The organism is Mesorhizobium sp. B2-5-13, from assembly GCF_006440535.1.
Taxonomy (GTDB): Bacteria; Pseudomonadota; Alphaproteobacteria; order Rhizobiales; family Rhizobiaceae; genus Mesorhizobium; species Mesorhizobium salmacidum.
The window spans coordinates 42250-58903 of record NZ_VFUI01000002.1 but is presented as its reverse complement, the minus strand read 5'-3'; the positions used below and the strand labels follow the sequence as shown (position 1 = coordinate 58903).

Sequence of the window (16654 nt, the reverse complement as noted above, 5' to 3'; positions counted from 1 at the left end):
TCCTCGGCAAGAGGATGCAAAATTGCATGTGTACAAACTAAATCACCAAAGGCTTGGCCTGGCAAGCGAGCTTTCCGTCAGGGCATGACCCATAGGAAATGGCTTGTCTCATCCGACCGTCGGCGTGGCAAGCAGCCAGAGACCGAAAATGGTGTAGGCGATCATCAAGACGGTGAGCGGAAACTGGCTGAGCGCGGCGCGGGCAGGTTGCGGATGCAGGCGCCAGGCAAGGCCGTGGGCGACGAGAACCGCGAGCACATGGCCAAGGATGATGGCGCCGGCCTGGACATTCCACAGCCACCACGCTGACGCTGCGCCGGCAACGACGCCGGCTTCGACCTGCATGTCGGCGGTGCCGAACAGATTCCAGCGCAGCGCGAACGGATCGGACAGGGAGGCCAATGCATACTGGCCGTCGACCAGCAGCACCGTCAGATAGTGCGCGACATGGTAGGCGAGCGCGATCGGCACGATCGACCACACCAGCAGGCCCGCCGCCTGGGCGAGCGATCTATCGCTGCCGGCAAGGCACTGACCGAGGAGGACCGCAACCAGGAACACTCCGGCGAGCAGCACAAATGCCAGGACAAGGCCAAGGCTGCCGCTGCCGATCACCGCCGTACGGCCTGGAAATTCGAGCGGGTTGATGCCGAACAGGCCGAGCCAGAAGAAGGTCTTCGACAGCCCGTCGAAGGAGACCGAGGACAAAGCGAGCAGCAGGAAGGCGATGCCGCTGGCGGGCAAGGGCTCGGCCGTGAGCAGCCTGGCACCCGGCCAGCACAGCGCAAGACGGCCTTTGTCGCCGCGCTCGACCGGCGCGAAGCGGGCAACCATCGAGAAGAAGACGCCGAGGAATTCACCGCTGTGGCTCCACTTGTCGTAGCCGAACACCCGCATGGCGATGAAGGTGAGCAGCCAATAGAGGCCGGCTGCCCATGCCAGACGCGCCGGATCGTCAGGGGATGGATAGACGAGTTCGAACCAGGCAAAGGCGAAGAACAGGATGACGGCCGGCCAGCAGCCAAGCCACTGCGGAAGTTGCGCGTCATCGCTTCTGCCGCGCGACAGCAGCCGCCAAGGGCCGCACCAGGGGTTGAGCCACGACCAGAGATCGCCGAGCACGCCTTGCAGCAGGGTCAGACCGGCCCATAGCAGCGTCCAGATCACCAATGGCAGCGGGTTGGAGAGGGGGTCGCGGCTGCCGAGCAAGCCGGCGGCGATGAAAATTGCAAAGCCGGCAAAGGAGATCAGGCTGATGGTGGCGCGGGTGCTGTCGCCGAAGGCGAATAGCGGCAGGCGCCGGCGCCAAAGGAGGCCGAGGGTGTCGGGTGGGAGCAATGCCAGGACGAGGAAACTGGCTGCTACGGCGAAGGCGCCGCCGATCAGGTAATAGCCGGTGGGGAGAAGCAGGACGTGGCCGCGATCGGAGGCGTGGGCGAAGGCGGTGGTGGGGGAGACGAGCCACAAGGCGGCAAGCAAGAGGGCCCGTGACGGACAGTGGCGTTCTACGGCGGAACTCGACCTATCCAGGTTTTCCATCCCGCGCGAGCCTTCAACCTCAAACCTTGACCAGTTGCTCCACGCGATCCTTCTGCCCAAAAATCCTCAAATACCGCTCGATCTCCTTGAGATCGCCGGTCGCCTTGGCTGGATTGTCGGAAAGCTTCACCGCCAGCCGGCCATTGGCCTCGGTGACCTTGCAGACCAGCGATATGGCGTCGAGGTTCTTGGTTTCGGTCGGCGCGCAGCCTTCGAAATCATTGGTCAAATTGGTGCCCCAGCCAAAGGACATGCGCACCTTGCCCTTGAAGTGGCGGTAGGTCTCCTCGATGGTTTCGACCTCGAGCCCGTCGGAGAAGATCAGCAGCTTCTGCCTGGGGTCCTTGCCCTTTTCGCGCCACCAGGACAGGATCTTTTCGCCGCCCTCGATCGGCGGCGCGCTGTCGGGGCGAAAGCCCGTCCAGTCGGCGACCCAGTCCGGCGCGTCGCGCAGGAAGGAGGCGGTGCCGAAGGCGTCGGGCAGCACGATCAGCAGATTGCCGCCATAGTAGCGCTGCCAGTCCTGCAGCACCTTATAGGGCGACTGCTTCAGCTCTTTTTCCGAATTGGCGAGTGCCGCGAACACCATCGGCAGTTCATGCGCGTTGGTGCCGAGCGCTTCGAGGTCGTTGTCCATGGCCAGCAGAACATTGGAGGTGCCGGTGAATGCCTCGCCGATGCCCTCCTTCAGCGCCTCCACGCACCAGCGCTGCCACAGGAAGGAATGGCGACGGCGTGTGCCGAAGTCGGAAATGCGGATGCCGGGCAGCGCCTTCAGCCGTTCGGTCTTGGCCCACATCTTGGCCTTGGCGCGGGCGTAGAGCACATCGAGCGCGAAGGGCCCATAGGCCCGCATGGCCGCGCGAGATCGGAGTTCGTTGATGATGGCGAGCGCCGGGATTTCCCACAGCGTCGTGTACATCCAGGGGCCGGAGAAAGTTAGTTCGTATTGTCCGTCGTGCTTGGAAAGCTCATAGTCGGGCAGCCGAAAACCTTCCAGCCAGGCGAGGAATTCCGGATCGAAAATCTGCTTGCGGCCGTAGAAATTGTTGCCACCCAGCCAGATCATCTCCTTCTTGGAGAAGCGCAGCGTGCGGGCATGGTCGAGCTGTTCGCGCAATTCGCCCTCGTCGATCTCGTCGGCGAGCCGCACCGAGGTGGTGCGGTTGATCAGGGAGAAGGTGGCGTCGACCTTGGGATACATTCCCCAGATCATCTGCAGCATCAAAAGCTTGTAGAAGTCGGTGTCGAGCAGGCTGCGCACGATCGGGTCGAGCTTCCAGGTGTGGTTGTAGACGCGCCGCGCAATATCGGTCTTGGCCATGTCTCGTTACCGCCTTCGCTGCCCTGCCACCACAATAGCGACAGGCCTCATAGCATCGAATTGACCAAAACGCTGCCCGCTTTCAGGCTGGCCCGACAAAAAGAAAGTCCTGCGTGCGGCTACGAAGATTTACCGCCCATCACCTTGAGCGCGGGACGTTTGCGGCGGGTGACGAGGCGGCCCGCCACCGGGGCGTCGGCGCGGCCGTCATCCCCGGCCTTCTCGGCGAACAGCCAGTCAATGAACACCTGCACGATCGGCGTCGCCCGCATCTCGTTGCGGCAAACGACATAGAAGTCGTCGACCGCCGGCACCGACAGGCTGAACGGCGCGACCAGCATGCCCCTGGCGAGCAGCGCGCTTGCCGTCACCGAGTCGCCCAACGCCACGCCATGGCCGTGGACGGCGGCTTCCGCCGTCATGCGCGCATCGCCGAGATGATGGCGCCGGCCGCGCTCGAGGTCCAGCGCGTCGGCGGCGGCCAGCCAGGTGTGCCACTCGCGGCCGTCGTCACCATGCAGCAAGACATGGTCGGCAAGGTCGCGAACATTGCGGATCGGCCGGTTGTTGATCAGCGTCGGGCTGACCACGGGAAACAGTTCGAGGCCCGACCATTTGCGCATCCAGCAATCGGCCCAGCTGCCATCGCCATAGTGCACGCAGACATCGATATGCGGCGCCCGGATATCCCTGGGATCGTTGGAGGGAATGAGCGTCAGCTGGATGTCGGGGTATTGCGCGGTGAAGCTGCCCAGCCTCGGCGTCATCCACAAGAGCAGCAGCGCCGGCACGCAGGACACCGACAGCGCGCCGCTGCTTGCCGGTCGGGTCAGCCGTTGCGTGGCGGCAGCGATGCCGTCGAACGCAACCGATACCGCAGGCAAGAGCTCGGCGCCGTGCGGGGTCAATTTGACCCGCTGGCCGACGCGTTCGAAAAGCTTGACGCCAAGCGATTGCTCCAGCGCCTTGATTTGGTGGCTGACGGCGCCATGGGTGACATTCAGTTCGCTCGCAGCCTTGGTCAACGAGGCATGGCGCGCCGTTGCCTCGAAGGCGCGCAGCGGGTTGAGAGGTGGCAAGCGCTTGGCCATGGATGCTCGGCTTCATTGTGAGATTTTCTCACAGAAAACACCCTAACAATATCAATTGCTTTTTCAAGGCGGCTGCCGGACACTTTGCCCCAAGACAACATCAAGACGTGAAATCTGCGGACAGCCAGCGGGACAGCGGCCCGGCCGGATGACGGTCGGTTCGCCCGAAGTCACCGACGGCAACACCGCATCGGCTGAGGAGGAGCGGATATGGGATACGATCGCGGCAAGCTCGACGCGCTGCGTCGCAAATATGGCGAGAGCCATGGCGGCGAGATGTTCGACCCGAAATTCCGCAAGGTCGCGGACAAGATTTTTTCCAAGAGCGGCACGCGGCTGGCGCCCTATTCCGGCATCCCGACCTTCCTCACCGCGCCCTATCGTGAAATCGCCGCCGAAAATCCGGACTTCGGCGACCTGCAGGTGGCGATCATTGGCGTGCCGATGGATCTTGGCGTCACCAATCGGCCGGGCTCGCGCTTCGGGCCGCGCGCATTGCGGGCCATCGAGCGCATCGGCCCCTACAACCATGTGCTGGAATGCGCGCCGACGCATGAGCTCAGGGTGGCCGACATCGGCGACGTTCCGTTCCAGAGCCGCTACCGGCTGGAGACCAGCCATGAGGATATCGAACGGCGCATCAACCAGATCGTCGACGCCGGTGTCATTCCGCTGTCGGTCGGCGGCGACCACTCGATCACGCACCCGATCCTGAAGGCGGTCGGCAAGAAGGCGCCGGTCGGCCTGATTCACATCGACGCCCATTGCGACACCAGCGGCCTGTTCGACCTGACCAAATTCCACCATGGCGGCCCCTTCCGCAACGCTGTGCTCGATGGCGTGCTCGATCCGACGCGCACCATCCAGATCGGCATCCGCGGCTCGGCCGAATATTTGTGGGAGTTCACCTACGAATCCGGCATGACCGTGGTCCATGCCGAGGAGGTGACCGGACTCGGCATTCCCGCCATCATCGAGAAGGCGCACAGAATAGTCGGCGATGGCCCGACCTATGTGTCTTTCGACATCGACAGCGTCGACCCGGCCTTCGCGCCGGGCACGGGCACGCCGGAAGTCGGCGGGCTGACGACACGCGAAGTGCTTGAACTGCTGCGCGGCCTCAAGGGCCTCAACATCGTCGGCGGCGACGTCGTCGAGGTGGCGCCGCAATATGACGCGACCACCAACACCGCGCATGCCGGCGCCCAGGTGCTGTTCGAGATCCTGAGCCTGATGGTGTTCAGCCCGGCCCTCAGAAACAAGGGCGCCTGACGATCAAAGAAAGGCGGCCGCCGTGCTGGAGCCGGCGGCCGGCCCAAACAATCAAAAAGCTTCCAGAAGGGGAATGACAATGACAATCCGCTCGACATTCAAATCATCCATCGCCGCCGTCCTGGTCCTGGGCGCGGCAGGTTTCAGCCTTGGCACACAGGCGGCCAAGGCTGACGCGCTGGCCGATATCACCAAGGCCGGCACCATCAATGTCGGCGTCTTCGCCGATTTCCCGCCCTTCTCCTCGGCCAGCGCCGACATGAGCCTCAAGGGCTATGACATGGACGTCGCGCAGTACATCGCCGACACGCTCAAGGTGAAGCTCAATCCGATCGCCGTCACCGGCCAGAACCGCATCCCCTATTTGAACGATCATCGGGTCGATATCCTGATGAGCGTCGGCTACTCGAAGGAGCGCGAGCAGGTCATCGACTTCGCCGCCGCCTACGCGCCCTATTACATCGCGGTGATCGGTCCGGCGGCGATGTCGGTCAAAGGCAAGGAAGATCTTGCCGGCAAGTCGATCGCCGTCAATCGCGGCACGCTGGAAGATACCTCGCTCACCGAGGCAGCACCCGCATCGGCCGACATCAAGCGCTTCGACAACTATAATTCGGTGATCCAGGCCTTCATCTCCGGCCAGACCCAGCTGATGGTCGTCGGCAACGACGTCGGCGCGCAGGTGCTGGCCAAGCAGGACGTGCTCAAGCCCGAGCAGAAGTTCCAGCTTCTGACCTCGCCCTCGCATATCGGCCTCAACAAGAACGAGGACGCCCTCAAGAAGGCGGTCAACGACGCCGTCGCCAAAATGTTGGCCGACGGCAAGCTGGACGAAAGCTCGAAGGCCTGGCTGAAGACGCCCCTCAACCCCGACAACCTCAAGGATTGAGTTTGCCGTGGCCTTCGGCTGGCTTCCAGGTGCCGTGGGCGACATCGCGCACGGCGCGGCGACGACGATCCTTTTGATCGCCGTCACCACGCTGGCGGGAACGCTGCTCAGCATCCTCGGTGCTGCCGGGCGGCGAAATGGCCCCGCGCTGCTGCGCCGGGCCATCGCCTGGTATGTCGAGGTGATGCGCAACACGCCGTTCCTTGTGCAGCTGTTCTTCATCTTCTTCGGCCTGCCGAGCCTCGGCATCAGGCTTGACCCGATCCTGGCCGCCATGCTGGCGATGACGCTCAACATGGCGGCTTACACGATCGAGATCGTCGGCGCCGGGCTCGACGCGGTGCCGAACGGGCAGACGGAAGCGGCGCTGGCGCTCGGGCTGAGGCCGCGCCAGGTATTCATCAAGATCGTGCTGCCGCAGGCGCTCAAGATCATCTATCCCGCGCTGACCAGCCAGATCGTCATCATGATGCTGGAATCCGCCGTGGTGTCGCAGATCGCGGTGCGCGAGCTGACCTATGAGGCCGACATGCTGCAGGCGCGCACTTTTCGCTCGTTCGAGACCTATTTCGTCGTGACGCTGGTCTATCTCTTGATGTCAATGGCCTTGCGGCGGCTGCTGGTGTCAGGCGGACGCCGCGCGCTCGGAGCGGGCGTGTCATGATCGAGTTCACGCTCTGGGACATCGTGCGCAACCTTCTGCTTGCCGCGCGCTGGACGGTGCTTTTGTCGCTGGCCGCCTTCGTCGGCGGCGCGCTGGTCGGAATGGCGGTGCTGTTCCTGAGGATCGCCAAGAACAAATGGAGCCGGCGCCTTGCCTCCGGCTACATCGCCCTGTTCCAGGGAACGCCGCTTCTGATGCAGCTCTTCCTGATGTTCTTCGGCCTGCCGATGCTCGGCCTGCGCATCGAGCCCTGGACCGCGGCGGTGCTCGGCCTGACCTTCTTCGCCAGCGCCTATCTCGCCGAAATCTGGCGCTCCGGTGTCGATGCGCTGCCATTGGGCCAGTGGGACGCCGGCGCCAGCCTCGGCCTGCACTATCTGCAGGAACTCAGGCTGATCATCCTGCCCCAGGCGTTCTCGATCACACGCGCGCCGACGGTCGGCTTCCTGGTGCAGCTGATCAAATCGACCGCGCTGACCTCGATCATCGGCTTCGAGGAATTGGTGCGGACTTCGAATGCCATCAACAACGCCACCTTCGAACCATTCAAGGTCTATGGGCTGGTGGCGCTGATCTTCTTCGTCATGTGCTTCCCGCTGACGCAATATGCGCGGTCGCTAGAGAAGCAGACATTGACGCGCTGAACCGCGAGCATGTTGTGTTGACCAACATCGACGCGACCGCAAGCTGGGAAGCTGTGTGCTGTTAGAGCGCTTGAATGCTCCATTTGGGCACGGATGACAGCTTTGCGCCGCATCCCAGCCGTTCAGACGACATCTGCGAGTTCCTTAGAGCGGACGGTCAACTAGGCGGGAGATTACGACGGCATCGGGGTGGTCTTCGAGCTCGGCCAATTATTCGCGTTGGCAGTGGAGTTGGATCCAGGGCGATACCACCACAATCGGTCCTGTCACATTGTTGGCGATGTGACGGACATGTTGGCTTCGATGAGTCTGTTAGGTAAGTAGCCATCCTAATTTTCAGCATGGCTGAAGACGACAGTGCCATTGTCCTTGCGAACTTCAACGCAAATGATCCCCTCGTCACCCCTTCGGGTCTGAAACATGGAGATTGCGTGATCTTTTGCCACCTTTTCGGCGTCAAAGATCACCTTGTCGATGATGCCCTGTCTTCCATACCAAATAACGGTGAACGCCATTCGCCGCCTCCATTCGAGGCACCATAGGCGCTCTTACCGGTACCTTCAAACGGCGTCTGTGGCCAAAAGGCGGCGCGAAACGGCCGCCTTTCCCCCAAATTCAGCCACCCATCTTCTTGGCCATCGCGCAGAAATCCGCATGCGACTTGTTGATCGTGGCGTCGCCGCAGTCTTTCAACACCGCCTTCTGTTCATCTGGCTTCATGGACATCCATGCGGTCTTGAAATCCGCTTCCGACCTGAGTGTTTTCATGCCGGCATCGGTGAAGAACGGCGACATCTTTGCCGGGTCGTCGAGCGCGGAGGTCCCGCCGCTGGAAGCGGCCAGAGCCGATCCAGTTATCATTGCGATCGCCATCGCGCTCATAGTGAGCATTTTGAAGTTCATTTCTCATCTCCTCACGCTTTACGTTGATCGTATGCAACGATCATCCCTCGAAACGTCATCGTGCAGGAAAGGTTGCCCGCCTGCGTCGAAAGATGGAATTCTATTCCGGGAATGCAGTTTGGACGCCAAGGGCGCGGAGACTCAGCCTGAACCGAAGTCCTGCCGTTGCTCGTCCAGCCGCCGACCGGACCTTCGTGCCCAGCGGTCGTTTCGCGGCAGTTCTGAAGGCGCCATTTGATGCGCTACAATGTTGGGACGAGCGACCGCCGAACCGACGGACGTCTTGCGTTCATTGCCCGAGCGCCAGCGACGGCGCGATGCGGTCGCGCCGTAGCCAGCGTGCCAGGAGCAGGGCCGCCACCACGGCCAGTCCCGACGACAGGCCGATCCAGATGCCGACGCCATGGAAGCCGAAATGGAAGGCCAGCAGCACCCCAAGCGGCAGGCCGACGCCCCAATAACCAATCGCGGCATAGATCATCGGCACCTTGGTGTCGTGCAGGCCGCGCAGCATGCCGGCGGCAACCGCCTGCGCGCCGTCGAAGACCTGGAACAGGGCAGCAAACACCAGGAACGACACGGCAAGCGCGATCACCCTGGCATTGGCCGGATTGCCGAGGTCGATGAAGGCGCTGATCAGGAGATGCGGCCAAAGCACCATCACCAGTCCCATCAGCGCCATGAACGAGACGCCGATGACGAAGGCGGTCCAGCCGGCGCGCGAGACGCCCTCGGGATTGCCGGCGCCATGCGCGAGCCCGACCCGCACCGTCACCGCCTGGTTGAGGCCGAGCGGCACCATGAAGGAGATCGAGGCGATCTGGATGGCGATCGCGTGCGCGGCCAGAGAATCCGCGTCGATCAGGCCCATCAGCAGGGCTGCCGCGTTGAAGATCGTCACCTCGAAGGCAAGGATGCCGGCGATCGGCAATCCGAGCCGCAGCAGGCCCTTGAAGCGCGGCCAGTCGGACCGCCAGAAACGGCCGAACAGATGGTAGCGCCGGAATTTCTTCTCCAGCATCACCACGACAGCCATGCCGACGAACATCAGCGTGCTGGACAGCGAGGTGGCAAGACCGGAGCCGGCGATGCCCATGGCCGGCACACCGAGATTGCCGAACATGAACAGCCAGTTGAAGAAGGCGTTGCAGGCGACGGCGACGAAAACGATGATCAGCGCCCAACCCGGCCGCTCCAGCGCCGAGATGAACGAACGCAGCACGATATAGCCGTAGAAGGGCAGCACCGCCCACTCCAGCCAGCGCAGATAGATGCCGGCCTGATGCGCCAGCGCGGGCTCCTGCCCCATGGCCAGCAGAATGGCCTCGCCGTGCCAAAGCACAAGCCAGATCGGGATCGCGATCAGGATCGCCAGCCACAGGCCCTGGCGCACGGTGCGGCGCAGATCGCGCACTGAGTGGCGGCGGCGGCCAAGCTCGGTGGCGATCATCGGCGAGGTCGCCAGCATCAGGCCGAGGCCGAAGATCAGCGGCATGAAATAGAGGTTGGCGCCAAGCGCGCCGCTGGCCAGCGTGTCCGCGCCGAGGCGCCCCATCATCATGACGTCGGTGGCGGTCATCGCCGTCTGGCCGAGATTGGTCAGCACCATCGGCCAGGCCAGCGCCAGCGTCGCCCTGATTTCCCGACGCCAAAGATTTTCCGGCGCGCGAGCGCCGGCTTCGATCGCAGACATTGTCCTGCTCTTTCAGAACACGGCGCGTCGGGCCACGCCCGGAAGCCGCACAGCAACGGCACGAAATGGCACCGTTTGCGCCGTCTATTGAACGAAATGCGACATGAAGGCAAGGGAGGAGGCGTCAGAACAGATTGAGCCAGCGCCTTGCCCGGGAACCGCCGCCTCGTTCCCTTGCCGGCCAGGGACTGCTACGGATCAGACATCGGCAACCGGCGAATTGTGGGAGGCAGGATGGCGTTCAGACGCAGAAAGAACACGGCAGCGATCCCGCGCACGGCGCCTTCCTTCGAGCATATCGTCACCGAGGCGAACGACAGTTTCCTGTGGCGGCTGGACGACTATCCCTGGGAGCGCAATGTCTGGAACTTCCACCCGGAGTACGAGATCCATCTGCTGCGGAAATCCTCCGGCGTGGTCCTCGTCGGTGACCATATCGGCGAGTTCGGGCCGGGCTACCTCACCATCGTCGGCGGCGGCCTGCCGCATGACTGGGTCACCGCGGTGCAGCCGGGCGAATTGATCGATGGCCGCGACATCGTGCTGCAATTCGATCCCGAGCGGCTGCGCGGGTCGGCTGACATGCTGCCCGAACTGCGCGAACTGGAGCCGTTCCTGGAACGGTCTCTGCGCGGCATCGTCTTCCACGGCGGGACCGCGCTTGAAGGCGCCGCGCTCATGGAGCGGATGGGCACGGTGCATGGGTTGGCCCGGTTCTGCCTGTTCCTCGAACTGATCGATCTTCTGGCCAGGACCGACGAGTATGAGCTGTTGTCGTCGCCGGACTTCCAGCCGGTCCTCGACGCCGCGTCGCTCGACATCGTCCAGCGCACGCTGACCTATCTGTTCCAGCATTTCGCCGAAGATCTGAAGCTGCCTGAGGTGGCCGAGCTGGCCGGCATGAGCGAAAGCACCTTCTCGCGCTTCTTCCAGAAGAACACCGGCAACTCCTTCAGCGACCATCTTGCCAAGCTCAGGCTGTGGCAGGCGTGCAAGCTCCTGGCCGACACCGATATTCCGATCACCGACATCTGTTTCCAGGTCGGCTACATGAACATCTCCAACTTCAACCGCGCCTTCCTGCGCAAGCACAAGATAACGCCGTCATCCTATCGCAAGCTGTCGCGGCAGCGTCTGGCGATGCGCGCATAAGCGCATCTTGAATCATCGTTTTGGACCAGATCGATACTCATGTGACGCGCTCCGTACTTGGGCGCAGTTTTTTGCGCTGCACAATGCATAAAAGTACAGGTCAGCTGCAACGGGGCTTCTAGCGTCGCCCAACGCAACTGCGCATTTTGGCGATGGGTGGCATGTCGTTCGGGCGATGGTGAGGATCGCGTAACCCGAGGACCTGCGCTTCCTGCGACGTATTCCTGGAGGAGAAAAGATCATGAAACCAGTTCGGCTCGCTGCCAGCCTTGGCGCAGCTTTCGTGCTTTCCACTACCGTTTCAACCCTAGCCTTGGCGCAGGCGCCGGTCTGCTCGGCACCGGTCAAGGTGCTGGCGCAGCCCCGCGATGGCCTGACGCTTCTGGAGGACTCCAAGGCCGAGTTCGAGAAGCTCTCCGGCGCGAGCTTCAAGATCGATTACCTGAACGAAAACGACCGCCGCGCCAAGTCGCGCGCGGACGCGTCCACCGTCGGCAACTACAACGTCTACTATGTCGATGAAGCCAATGTGGCGCTTTTCGCCTCGTCGAAGTGGATCGTGCCGCTGACCGATTATTATCCGGCTGATTACGACTATGCCGACTTCGATCCGGGCCGCCAGAAGGTCGCCACCTATGACGGCAAGGTCTGGTTCGCGCCGCTGACCGGCGGCGGCGACCTGATGGTCTACCGCAAGGACGTGCTGGAAGCCGCCGGCATCCAGCCGCCCAAGACGCTGGACGAGCTGATCGCCGACGTGCCGAAGCTGACCAATGCCGACAAGGGCATGTACGGCATCGCGCTGCGCGGCGCGCGCGGGTCGGGCGCCAATGTCTGGCGCTGGATGCCGTTCTTCAAGGCCTATGGCGGCAAGTGGTTCGACGGCGACAAGCCGGCCTTCAATTCGGACGCAGCCGTCAAGGCGACCGAGGCCTATCTGAAGCTGTTCAGGGATTCGGCACCGGGGACCCAGACCGGCAGCTGGGACGAATCGACCGGCGCCTTCCTGTCGGGCCAGGTCGCGATCCTCGTCGAATCGACGCCGCTTTCGGGCATGGCGGTCGACCCGAAGACCTCGCAAGTGGTCGGCAAGATCGGCTTCCTGCCGCCGCCCTCGCCGCTTCCCGGCGGCGGTTACGGCCACGGCCTCGCCATCGCGGCGAAGGCCAATGCCGACGACGCTTCGAAGAAATGCGCCGGCCTGTTCATCGCCTGGGCAACCTCGAAGGAAAATGAGAAGCGCCGGCTCGACGCCCACCAGTTCGGTGAGCTGAACCGCACCAGCATCCTGTCCAGCAAGGAGTTCGCCGACATCTACGGCGCCGATCTCGGCCAGGCGCTTGCCGAAACCGGCAAAGTCACGGCGGTGAACTTCTGGCAGGATCCGCGCTGGCCGGATCTCGGCGACCGCTGGGGCATCATCCTCGAGGAATTGATTGCCGGCACACGCACCGACGTCAAGGGCAGCCTCAACGAGCTCGAGGCCTACGCCAATGAGCTGGTGAAGAAATAGGCCCCTCCCTCTTGCGGCGCGCGGTTCGCGGCATTCCCTGGGAATGCCGGGACCTGTGTGCCGCAGGAGGGCCTGCCCTGTCCCGCGCGCGGGTTCCGCCATGTCCAGATATCAGAGACACAGCAAGGCCTGAGACCAATGCCTCGACGTTCATCCCTGCCGGTCACCTTTGTCGTGCCGACACTAGTCATTCTGCTGATCCTGTCGATGGTGCCGACGCTCTACGCGATCATCATCGCGCTGCAGAACCGCGAGCTGAGCTCGGCTGCCTATTCCTGGGTCTGGTTGTCGAATTTTGTCGACCTGTTCTCCGACCGCCGCTTCCTCAACGCTGTCTGGGTGTCGGTAAAGTGGGAGGTCGTCACTGTCGTCGCGACGATGGTGGTGGCGATCGGGCTCGGCGTGCTGATGTTCGAGGTCGCCTCGCCGCGCCTGCGCAACCTCTACTGTCTGCTGTTCATCATTCCGGTGCTGTTGCCGCGCGTGTCGGCGGCCTTCGTGTGGAAGTTCGCCTATCATCCGCTCTATGGCATCGCCACTTATCCCTACCGGCTGCTGACCGGCGGGCTGATCTTCGACCCGCTGTCCAAGCCGTCGACGGCGCTGTTCGCCGTCGCTTCGGTCGATGTCTGGCAGTGGGGCCTGTTCTTCGCGGTCATCGTGCTGAAGCTCTTGGAAACCTTGCCGCCGCAGCCGATCGAGGCGGCCCGGCTCGACCATGCCCGGCGCTGGCAGATCCATGCCTATGTCACCTTGCCGATGCTGAAGGCGCCGCTGATCAGCCTGATGTTCGTCAAGATGATCGAGTCGCTGCGCTCCTTCGACCTGATTTATGTGATGACCCGCGGCGGGCCGGGGGTCGCGACCGAAACGCTCGACATGTACGCCTTCTCGCAAGGCTTCATCGAATCCGGCAAGGTTTCCTATGCCTCGGCGATGGCCGTGCTGATGATGATCGCCACCGTCATCACCTTCACCATGCTGTGGAAGCGGGTGCAGGCATGAGGCTCGACCGCATCATCGCCAAGGCCGTCCTGGCCTTCGCCGGCTTCCTCGCGGTGTTTCCGCTGCTATGGACAGCGCTCAATTCGCTGAAGAACAGCGTGGATATCATCACCCGCGTTCCCCGCCTGGTGTTCACACCGACGCTTGCCAACATCAGCTACATACTTGGCCGCGACAGCGTCGTCACCGGCCTCTACAATTCGGTCGTCGCTTGCGGCACAGCCGTACTGATCGGCGTCGTGCTCGGTTTGCCCGCGGCTTACGCGGTGGCGCGTTATCCCAACCGCTGGGCCGGCGACATCCAGTTCTTCGTGCTGTCGCTGCGCTTCCTGCCGCCGGTGGCGGTGGCGATCCCGCTTATGGTGATCTGGCTGCAACTCGGTCTCTACGATACGCTGCCGGCGCTGATCGTCACCTATTCACTGCTCACCATCTCGGTGATCATGTGGCTCGCCATTCCAGCCTTTCAAGGCGTGCCGAAGGAGATCGAGGAAGCCGCCTTCGTCGACGGCTACGGCGCCTATTCGGTGTTCTGGCGGATCGCGCTGCCCGTGGCTGCGCGCTCGCTGATCGGCGCGGTCGCCTTCAGCTTCGTGCTGGTCTGGAACGAATTCCTGATCGCGCTGATGCTGTCGAGTTCCAACGCCAAGACCTTGCCGATCGTCGCCTCCGAACTCTCCCAGCAAGGCATGAACGTGCCGTGGGGCATTCTCAACGCCTCGGTCGTGCTCCTGTCGCTGCCGCCGCTGCTGTTCCTCGGCGTGCTCAGCGGCTTCCTGAATTCTGTTTTCCGGCAAAAAAAGACTTGAAGTGAGGACTTACCCGATGCGGGCTTTGGTGCTTGAGAAAAAAGGTGAATTGTCGCTGCGCGAGATCGCGTTGCCGCTCGATGTCGGCCCCGACGATGTCAGGATCGCCATCCACACGGTCGGCGTCTGCGGCAGCGACGTGCATTATTACACGCATGGCGCCATCGGCAGCTATGTCGTGCGGGCGCCGATGGTGCTCGGCCACGAGGCTGCGGGCACAATCGTCGAGGTCGGCGCCAATGTCAGGAGTCTAAAGGTCGGCGACCGCGTCTGCATGGAGCCGGGTGTACCGAATCTGTCGTCGCGCGCGACAAAGCTCGGCATCTACAATGTCGACCCCGACGTCACTTTTTGGGCGACCCCGCCGGTGCATGGCATCCTTGCTCCCTATGCCGTGCACCCGGCCGCCTTTACCTACAAGCTGCCGGACAATGTCTCCTTCGCCGAGGGCGCGATGGTCGAGCCCTTCGCCATCGGGATGCAGGCGGCTAGCCGCGCCCGCATCGTCCCGGGCGATGTCGCCGTCGTCGTCGGCTGCGGCCCGATCGGCATCATGGTCGCCCTTGCCGCCCTTGCTGGCGGTTGTTCGAAAGTGCTGATTTCCGATTTTTCCGCGCCCAAGCTGAGGATCGCCGAGCAATATGCCGGCATCGTGCCGGTCAATGTCGGCGAGCAGTCGCTGGTCGATGCCGTCGCGGCAGCTACCGACAATTGGGGTGCCGACATCGTCTTCGAGGCGAGCGGCAGCGCCAAGGCTTTCGCCGATCTGTTCGACGTCGTGCGGCCAGGTGGCGCGGTGGTGCTGGTCGGGCTGCCGGTGGAACCGGTGGCCCTCAATGTGCCGGCGGCGATCTCGAAGGAAGTGCGCATCGAGACGGTGTTCCGCTATGCCAACATCTTCGACCGCGCCCTGCAGCTCATCGCCTCCGGCAAGGTCGACCTCAAGCCGCTGATCACCGGAACCTATGATTTCGCCGACAGCATCAAGGCGTTCGAACGGGCCGCCGAAGGCAACCCGCAGGACGTCAAGCTGCAGATCCTGCTTACCGGTGAAAAGGACTGACCATGTCCGCGATCGTTTGCTCCCATGTCGACAAAGCCTATGGCGCCACCACAGTGATCCGCGATCTCAATCTCTCGATCGAGGAGCACGAATTCGTCGTGTTCCTCGGCCCGTCCGGCTGCGGCAAGTCGACCTTGCTGCGCATGCTGGCGGGGCTGGAGGACATCAGCGGCGGCGAGGTATCGATCGGCGGCAAGGTGGTCAACGACCTCAATCCGGGCGACCGCGGTATCGCCATGGTGTTCCAGAACTACGCGCTCTACCCGCACATGAGCATTTTCGACAACATCGCCTTCGGGCTGCGGCGCCAGAAGGTCCCGGCGCCCGAGATCCGCAAGCGGGTCGAAGCGGTGTCGAGGACGCTTGGGCTCGACCCCTATCTCGGCCGTAAGCCAGCCGAACTCTCCGGCGGCCAGCAGCAGCGCGTGGCGATCGCGCGGGCCATGATCAAGACGCCCAAGGTGTTCCTGTTCGACGAGCCGTTGTCCAATCTCGACGCCAAATTGCGCAACCATATGCGCGTCGAGATCGCGCGGCTGCACCAGTCGCTGAAGACCACCACCGTCTATGTCACGCACGACCAGCTGGAGGCGATGACGCTCGCCGACCGTATCGTGCTGCTCAAGGATGGCATCATCGAGCAGATCGGCTCGCCGGCGGAAATCTACGGGCGGCCGGGCAATATTTTCGTGGCCGGTTTCATCGGCACGCCGAACATGAATTTTATCGATGTGACGGTCGGCCGGGCAGGGAACGGCTGGACGCTGACCGGCGCCGGGACGGTGCTTTCGATAGACGGGGCGGGCTTTCATCTCCAGCCGGGCGCTCGCGCTGTGCTGGGCATCCGGCCCCCGGACCTGAAGACGGCCGGTGTCGGCGCCGCCAGCCTATTGCAAGGCACCGCCGATCTCATCGAATTCCACGGCAATGACGCGCTGGTGACATTCGGCTCCGGCGGCAAGGAAATCAGCGCGCTCGTTCCGGCACGCGACTGCCCGGTAGTGCGTGCTCCCGTCCGCTATACATTCGAGGAGAATGACATTCACCTGTTCGACGCGACATCGGGCGCGTCCCTGCGCAGGCAATAGCGTAA

The 16654-nt window shown here is 63.1% G+C and carries 16 protein-coding genes; 10 read left to right on the top strand and 6 right to left on the bottom strand.

Annotation, left to right across the window (positions count from 1 at the left end; all coding sequences use genetic code 11):
• Positions 1-108 precede the first annotated feature (108 nt).
• From FJ434_RS03555 to gcvA, 3 genes are all read right to left on the bottom strand, one after another.
• A complete protein-coding gene (locus FJ434_RS03555) occupies positions 109-1539 on the bottom strand; it encodes a hypothetical protein (RefSeq protein ID WP_140748776.1) in 1431 nt (476 codons plus the stop codon).
• Positions 1540-1558: 19 nt separating this feature from the next.
• On the bottom strand, positions 1559-2863 hold the full coding sequence (pncB, locus tag FJ434_RS03550; protein WP_140748774.1) for a nicotinate phosphoribosyltransferase: 1305 nt from the start codon (positions 2861-2863) through the stop codon (positions 1559-1561).
• A gap of 119 nt (positions 2864-2982) precedes the next feature.
• The gene (gene gcvA, locus FJ434_RS03545) at positions 2983-3954 is read right to left on the bottom strand and encodes a transcriptional regulator GcvA (protein WP_140748771.1); all 972 of its coding nucleotides are present in this window, start codon (positions 3952-3954) and stop codon (positions 2983-2985) included.
• Between the two features lie 210 nt (positions 3955-4164).
• Between gcvA and speB the strand changes: the two genes are divergently transcribed.
• From speB to FJ434_RS03525, 4 genes are all read left to right on the top strand, one after another.
• A complete protein-coding gene (gene speB / locus FJ434_RS03540) occupies positions 4165-5226 on the top strand; it encodes an agmatinase (RefSeq protein ID WP_140748768.1) in 1062 nt (353 codons plus the stop codon).
• 79 nt (positions 5227-5305) lie between these two features.
• Positions 5306-6115 (top strand): transporter substrate-binding domain-containing protein, encoded by an 810-nt coding sequence (locus FJ434_RS03535; RefSeq protein WP_140715442.1) that lies wholly within the window; start codon positions 5306-5308, stop codon positions 6113-6115.
• Positions 6111-6779, top strand: a complete 669-nt coding sequence (locus FJ434_RS03530) for an amino acid ABC transporter permease (RefSeq protein WP_181165954.1) — start codon at positions 6111-6113, stop codon at positions 6777-6779. Before FJ434_RS03535 ends, FJ434_RS03530 begins: the two co-directional genes overlap by 5 nt.
• Complete coding sequence (locus FJ434_RS03525) at positions 6776-7423, top strand: amino acid ABC transporter permease (protein WP_140748765.1); 648 nt, start codon at positions 6776-6778, stop codon at positions 7421-7423. Before FJ434_RS03530 ends, FJ434_RS03525 begins: the two co-directional genes overlap by 4 nt.
• A 329-nt stretch (positions 7424-7752) precedes the next feature.
• Here FJ434_RS03525 and FJ434_RS03520 read toward each other — a convergent pair whose 3' ends face one another.
• The 3 genes from FJ434_RS03520 to FJ434_RS03510 form a co-directional block, all read right to left on the bottom strand.
• Positions 7753-7938 (bottom strand): hypothetical protein, encoded by a 186-nt coding sequence (locus tag FJ434_RS03520; RefSeq protein ID WP_023781604.1) that lies wholly within the window; start codon positions 7936-7938, stop codon positions 7753-7755.
• A gap of 100 nt (positions 7939-8038) precedes the next feature.
• The gene (locus tag FJ434_RS03515) at positions 8039-8326 is read right to left on the bottom strand and encodes a hypothetical protein (protein WP_140508299.1); all 288 of its coding nucleotides are present in this window, start codon (positions 8324-8326) and stop codon (positions 8039-8041) included.
• 289 nt (positions 8327-8615) lie between these two features.
• Positions 8616-10019 (bottom strand): MATE family efflux transporter, encoded by a 1404-nt coding sequence (locus FJ434_RS03510; RefSeq protein ID WP_140748762.1) that lies wholly within the window; start codon positions 10017-10019, stop codon positions 8616-8618.
• A gap of 234 nt (positions 10020-10253) precedes the next feature.
• Between FJ434_RS03510 and FJ434_RS03505 the strand changes: the two genes are divergently transcribed.
• The 6 genes from FJ434_RS03505 to ugpC all read left to right on the top strand — a co-directional run bounded on the left by FJ434_RS03505 (position 10254) and on the right by ugpC (position 16649).
• On the top strand, positions 10254-11171 hold the full coding sequence (locus tag FJ434_RS03505; RefSeq protein ID WP_140748759.1) for an AraC family transcriptional regulator: 918 nt from the start codon (positions 10254-10256) through the stop codon (positions 11169-11171).
• Between the two features lie 241 nt (positions 11172-11412).
• A complete protein-coding gene (locus FJ434_RS03500) occupies positions 11413-12684 on the top strand; it encodes an extracellular solute-binding protein (protein WP_140748756.1) in 1272 nt (423 codons plus the stop codon).
• A 138-nt stretch (positions 12685-12822) separates the two neighbouring features.
• Positions 12823-13689 carry a sugar ABC transporter permease gene (locus tag FJ434_RS03495; RefSeq protein WP_140748753.1) on the top strand — a complete coding sequence of 289 codons (867 nt, stop codon included), beginning with the start codon at positions 12823-12825 and terminating at the stop codon, positions 13687-13689.
• On the top strand, positions 13686-14498 hold the full coding sequence (locus FJ434_RS03490; RefSeq protein WP_140748750.1) for a carbohydrate ABC transporter permease: 813 nt from the start codon (positions 13686-13688) through the stop codon (positions 14496-14498). The genes FJ434_RS03495 and FJ434_RS03490 overlap by 4 nt, the downstream gene beginning before the upstream one ends.
• A 16-nt stretch (positions 14499-14514) precedes the next feature.
• Positions 14515-15561, top strand: a complete 1047-nt coding sequence (locus FJ434_RS03485; RefSeq protein ID WP_140748747.1) for an NAD(P)-dependent alcohol dehydrogenase — start codon at positions 14515-14517, stop codon at positions 15559-15561.
• 2 nt (positions 15562-15563) lie between these two features.
• A complete protein-coding gene (ugpC, locus tag FJ434_RS03480) occupies positions 15564-16649 on the top strand; it encodes a sn-glycerol-3-phosphate ABC transporter ATP-binding protein UgpC (RefSeq protein WP_140748744.1) in 1086 nt (361 codons plus the stop codon).
• Positions 16650-16654: the final 5 nt, after the last annotated feature.

What these genes read in the sequence shown, in the direction of transcription:
- FJ434_RS03490 (WP_140748750.1), top strand. Translation starts at nt 13,686, where the DNA reads ATGAGGCTCGACCGCATCATCGCCAAGGCCGTCCTGGCCTTCGCCGGC.
- FJ434_RS03505 (WP_140748759.1), top strand. Translation starts at nt 10,254, where the DNA reads ATGGCGTTCAGACGCAGAAAGAACACGGCAGCGATCCCGCGCACGGCG.
- speB (WP_140748768.1), top strand. Translation starts at nt 4,165, where the DNA reads ATGGGATACGATCGCGGCAAGCTCGACGCGCTGCGTCGCAAATATGGC.
- gcvA (WP_140748771.1), bottom strand. Translation starts at nt 3,954, where the DNA reads ATGGCCAAGCGCTTGCCACCTCTCAACCCGCTGCGCGCCTTCGAGGCA.
- FJ434_RS03515 (WP_140508299.1), bottom strand. Translation starts at nt 8,326, where the DNA reads ATGAACTTCAAAATGCTCACTATGAGCGCGATGGCGATCGCAATGATA.
- FJ434_RS03495 (WP_140748753.1), top strand. Translation starts at nt 12,823, where the DNA reads ATGCCTCGACGTTCATCCCTGCCGGTCACCTTTGTCGTGCCGACACTA.
- ugpC (WP_140748744.1), top strand. Translation starts at nt 15,564, where the DNA reads ATGTCCGCGATCGTTTGCTCCCATGTCGACAAAGCCTATGGCGCCACC.
- pncB (WP_140748774.1), bottom strand. Translation starts at nt 2,863, where the DNA reads ATGGCCAAGACCGATATTGCGCGGCGCGTCTACAACCACACCTGGAAG.
- FJ434_RS03510 (WP_140748762.1), bottom strand. Translation starts at nt 10,019, where the DNA reads ATGTCTGCGATCGAAGCCGGCGCTCGCGCGCCGGAAAATCTTTGGCGT.
- FJ434_RS03555 (WP_140748776.1), bottom strand. Translation starts at nt 1,539, where the DNA reads ATGGAAAACCTGGATAGGTCGAGTTCCGCCGTAGAACGCCACTGTCCG.
- FJ434_RS03525 (WP_140748765.1), top strand. Translation starts at nt 6,776, where the DNA reads ATGATCGAGTTCACGCTCTGGGACATCGTGCGCAACCTTCTGCTTGCC.
- FJ434_RS03485 (WP_140748747.1), top strand. Translation starts at nt 14,515, where the DNA reads ATGCGGGCTTTGGTGCTTGAGAAAAAAGGTGAATTGTCGCTGCGCGAG.
- FJ434_RS03535 (WP_140715442.1), top strand. Translation starts at nt 5,306, where the DNA reads ATGACAATCCGCTCGACATTCAAATCATCCATCGCCGCCGTCCTGGTC.
- FJ434_RS03520 (WP_023781604.1), bottom strand. Translation starts at nt 7,938, where the DNA reads ATGGCGTTCACCGTTATTTGGTATGGAAGACAGGGCATCATCGACAAG.
- FJ434_RS03500 (WP_140748756.1), top strand. Translation starts at nt 11,413, where the DNA reads ATGAAACCAGTTCGGCTCGCTGCCAGCCTTGGCGCAGCTTTCGTGCTT.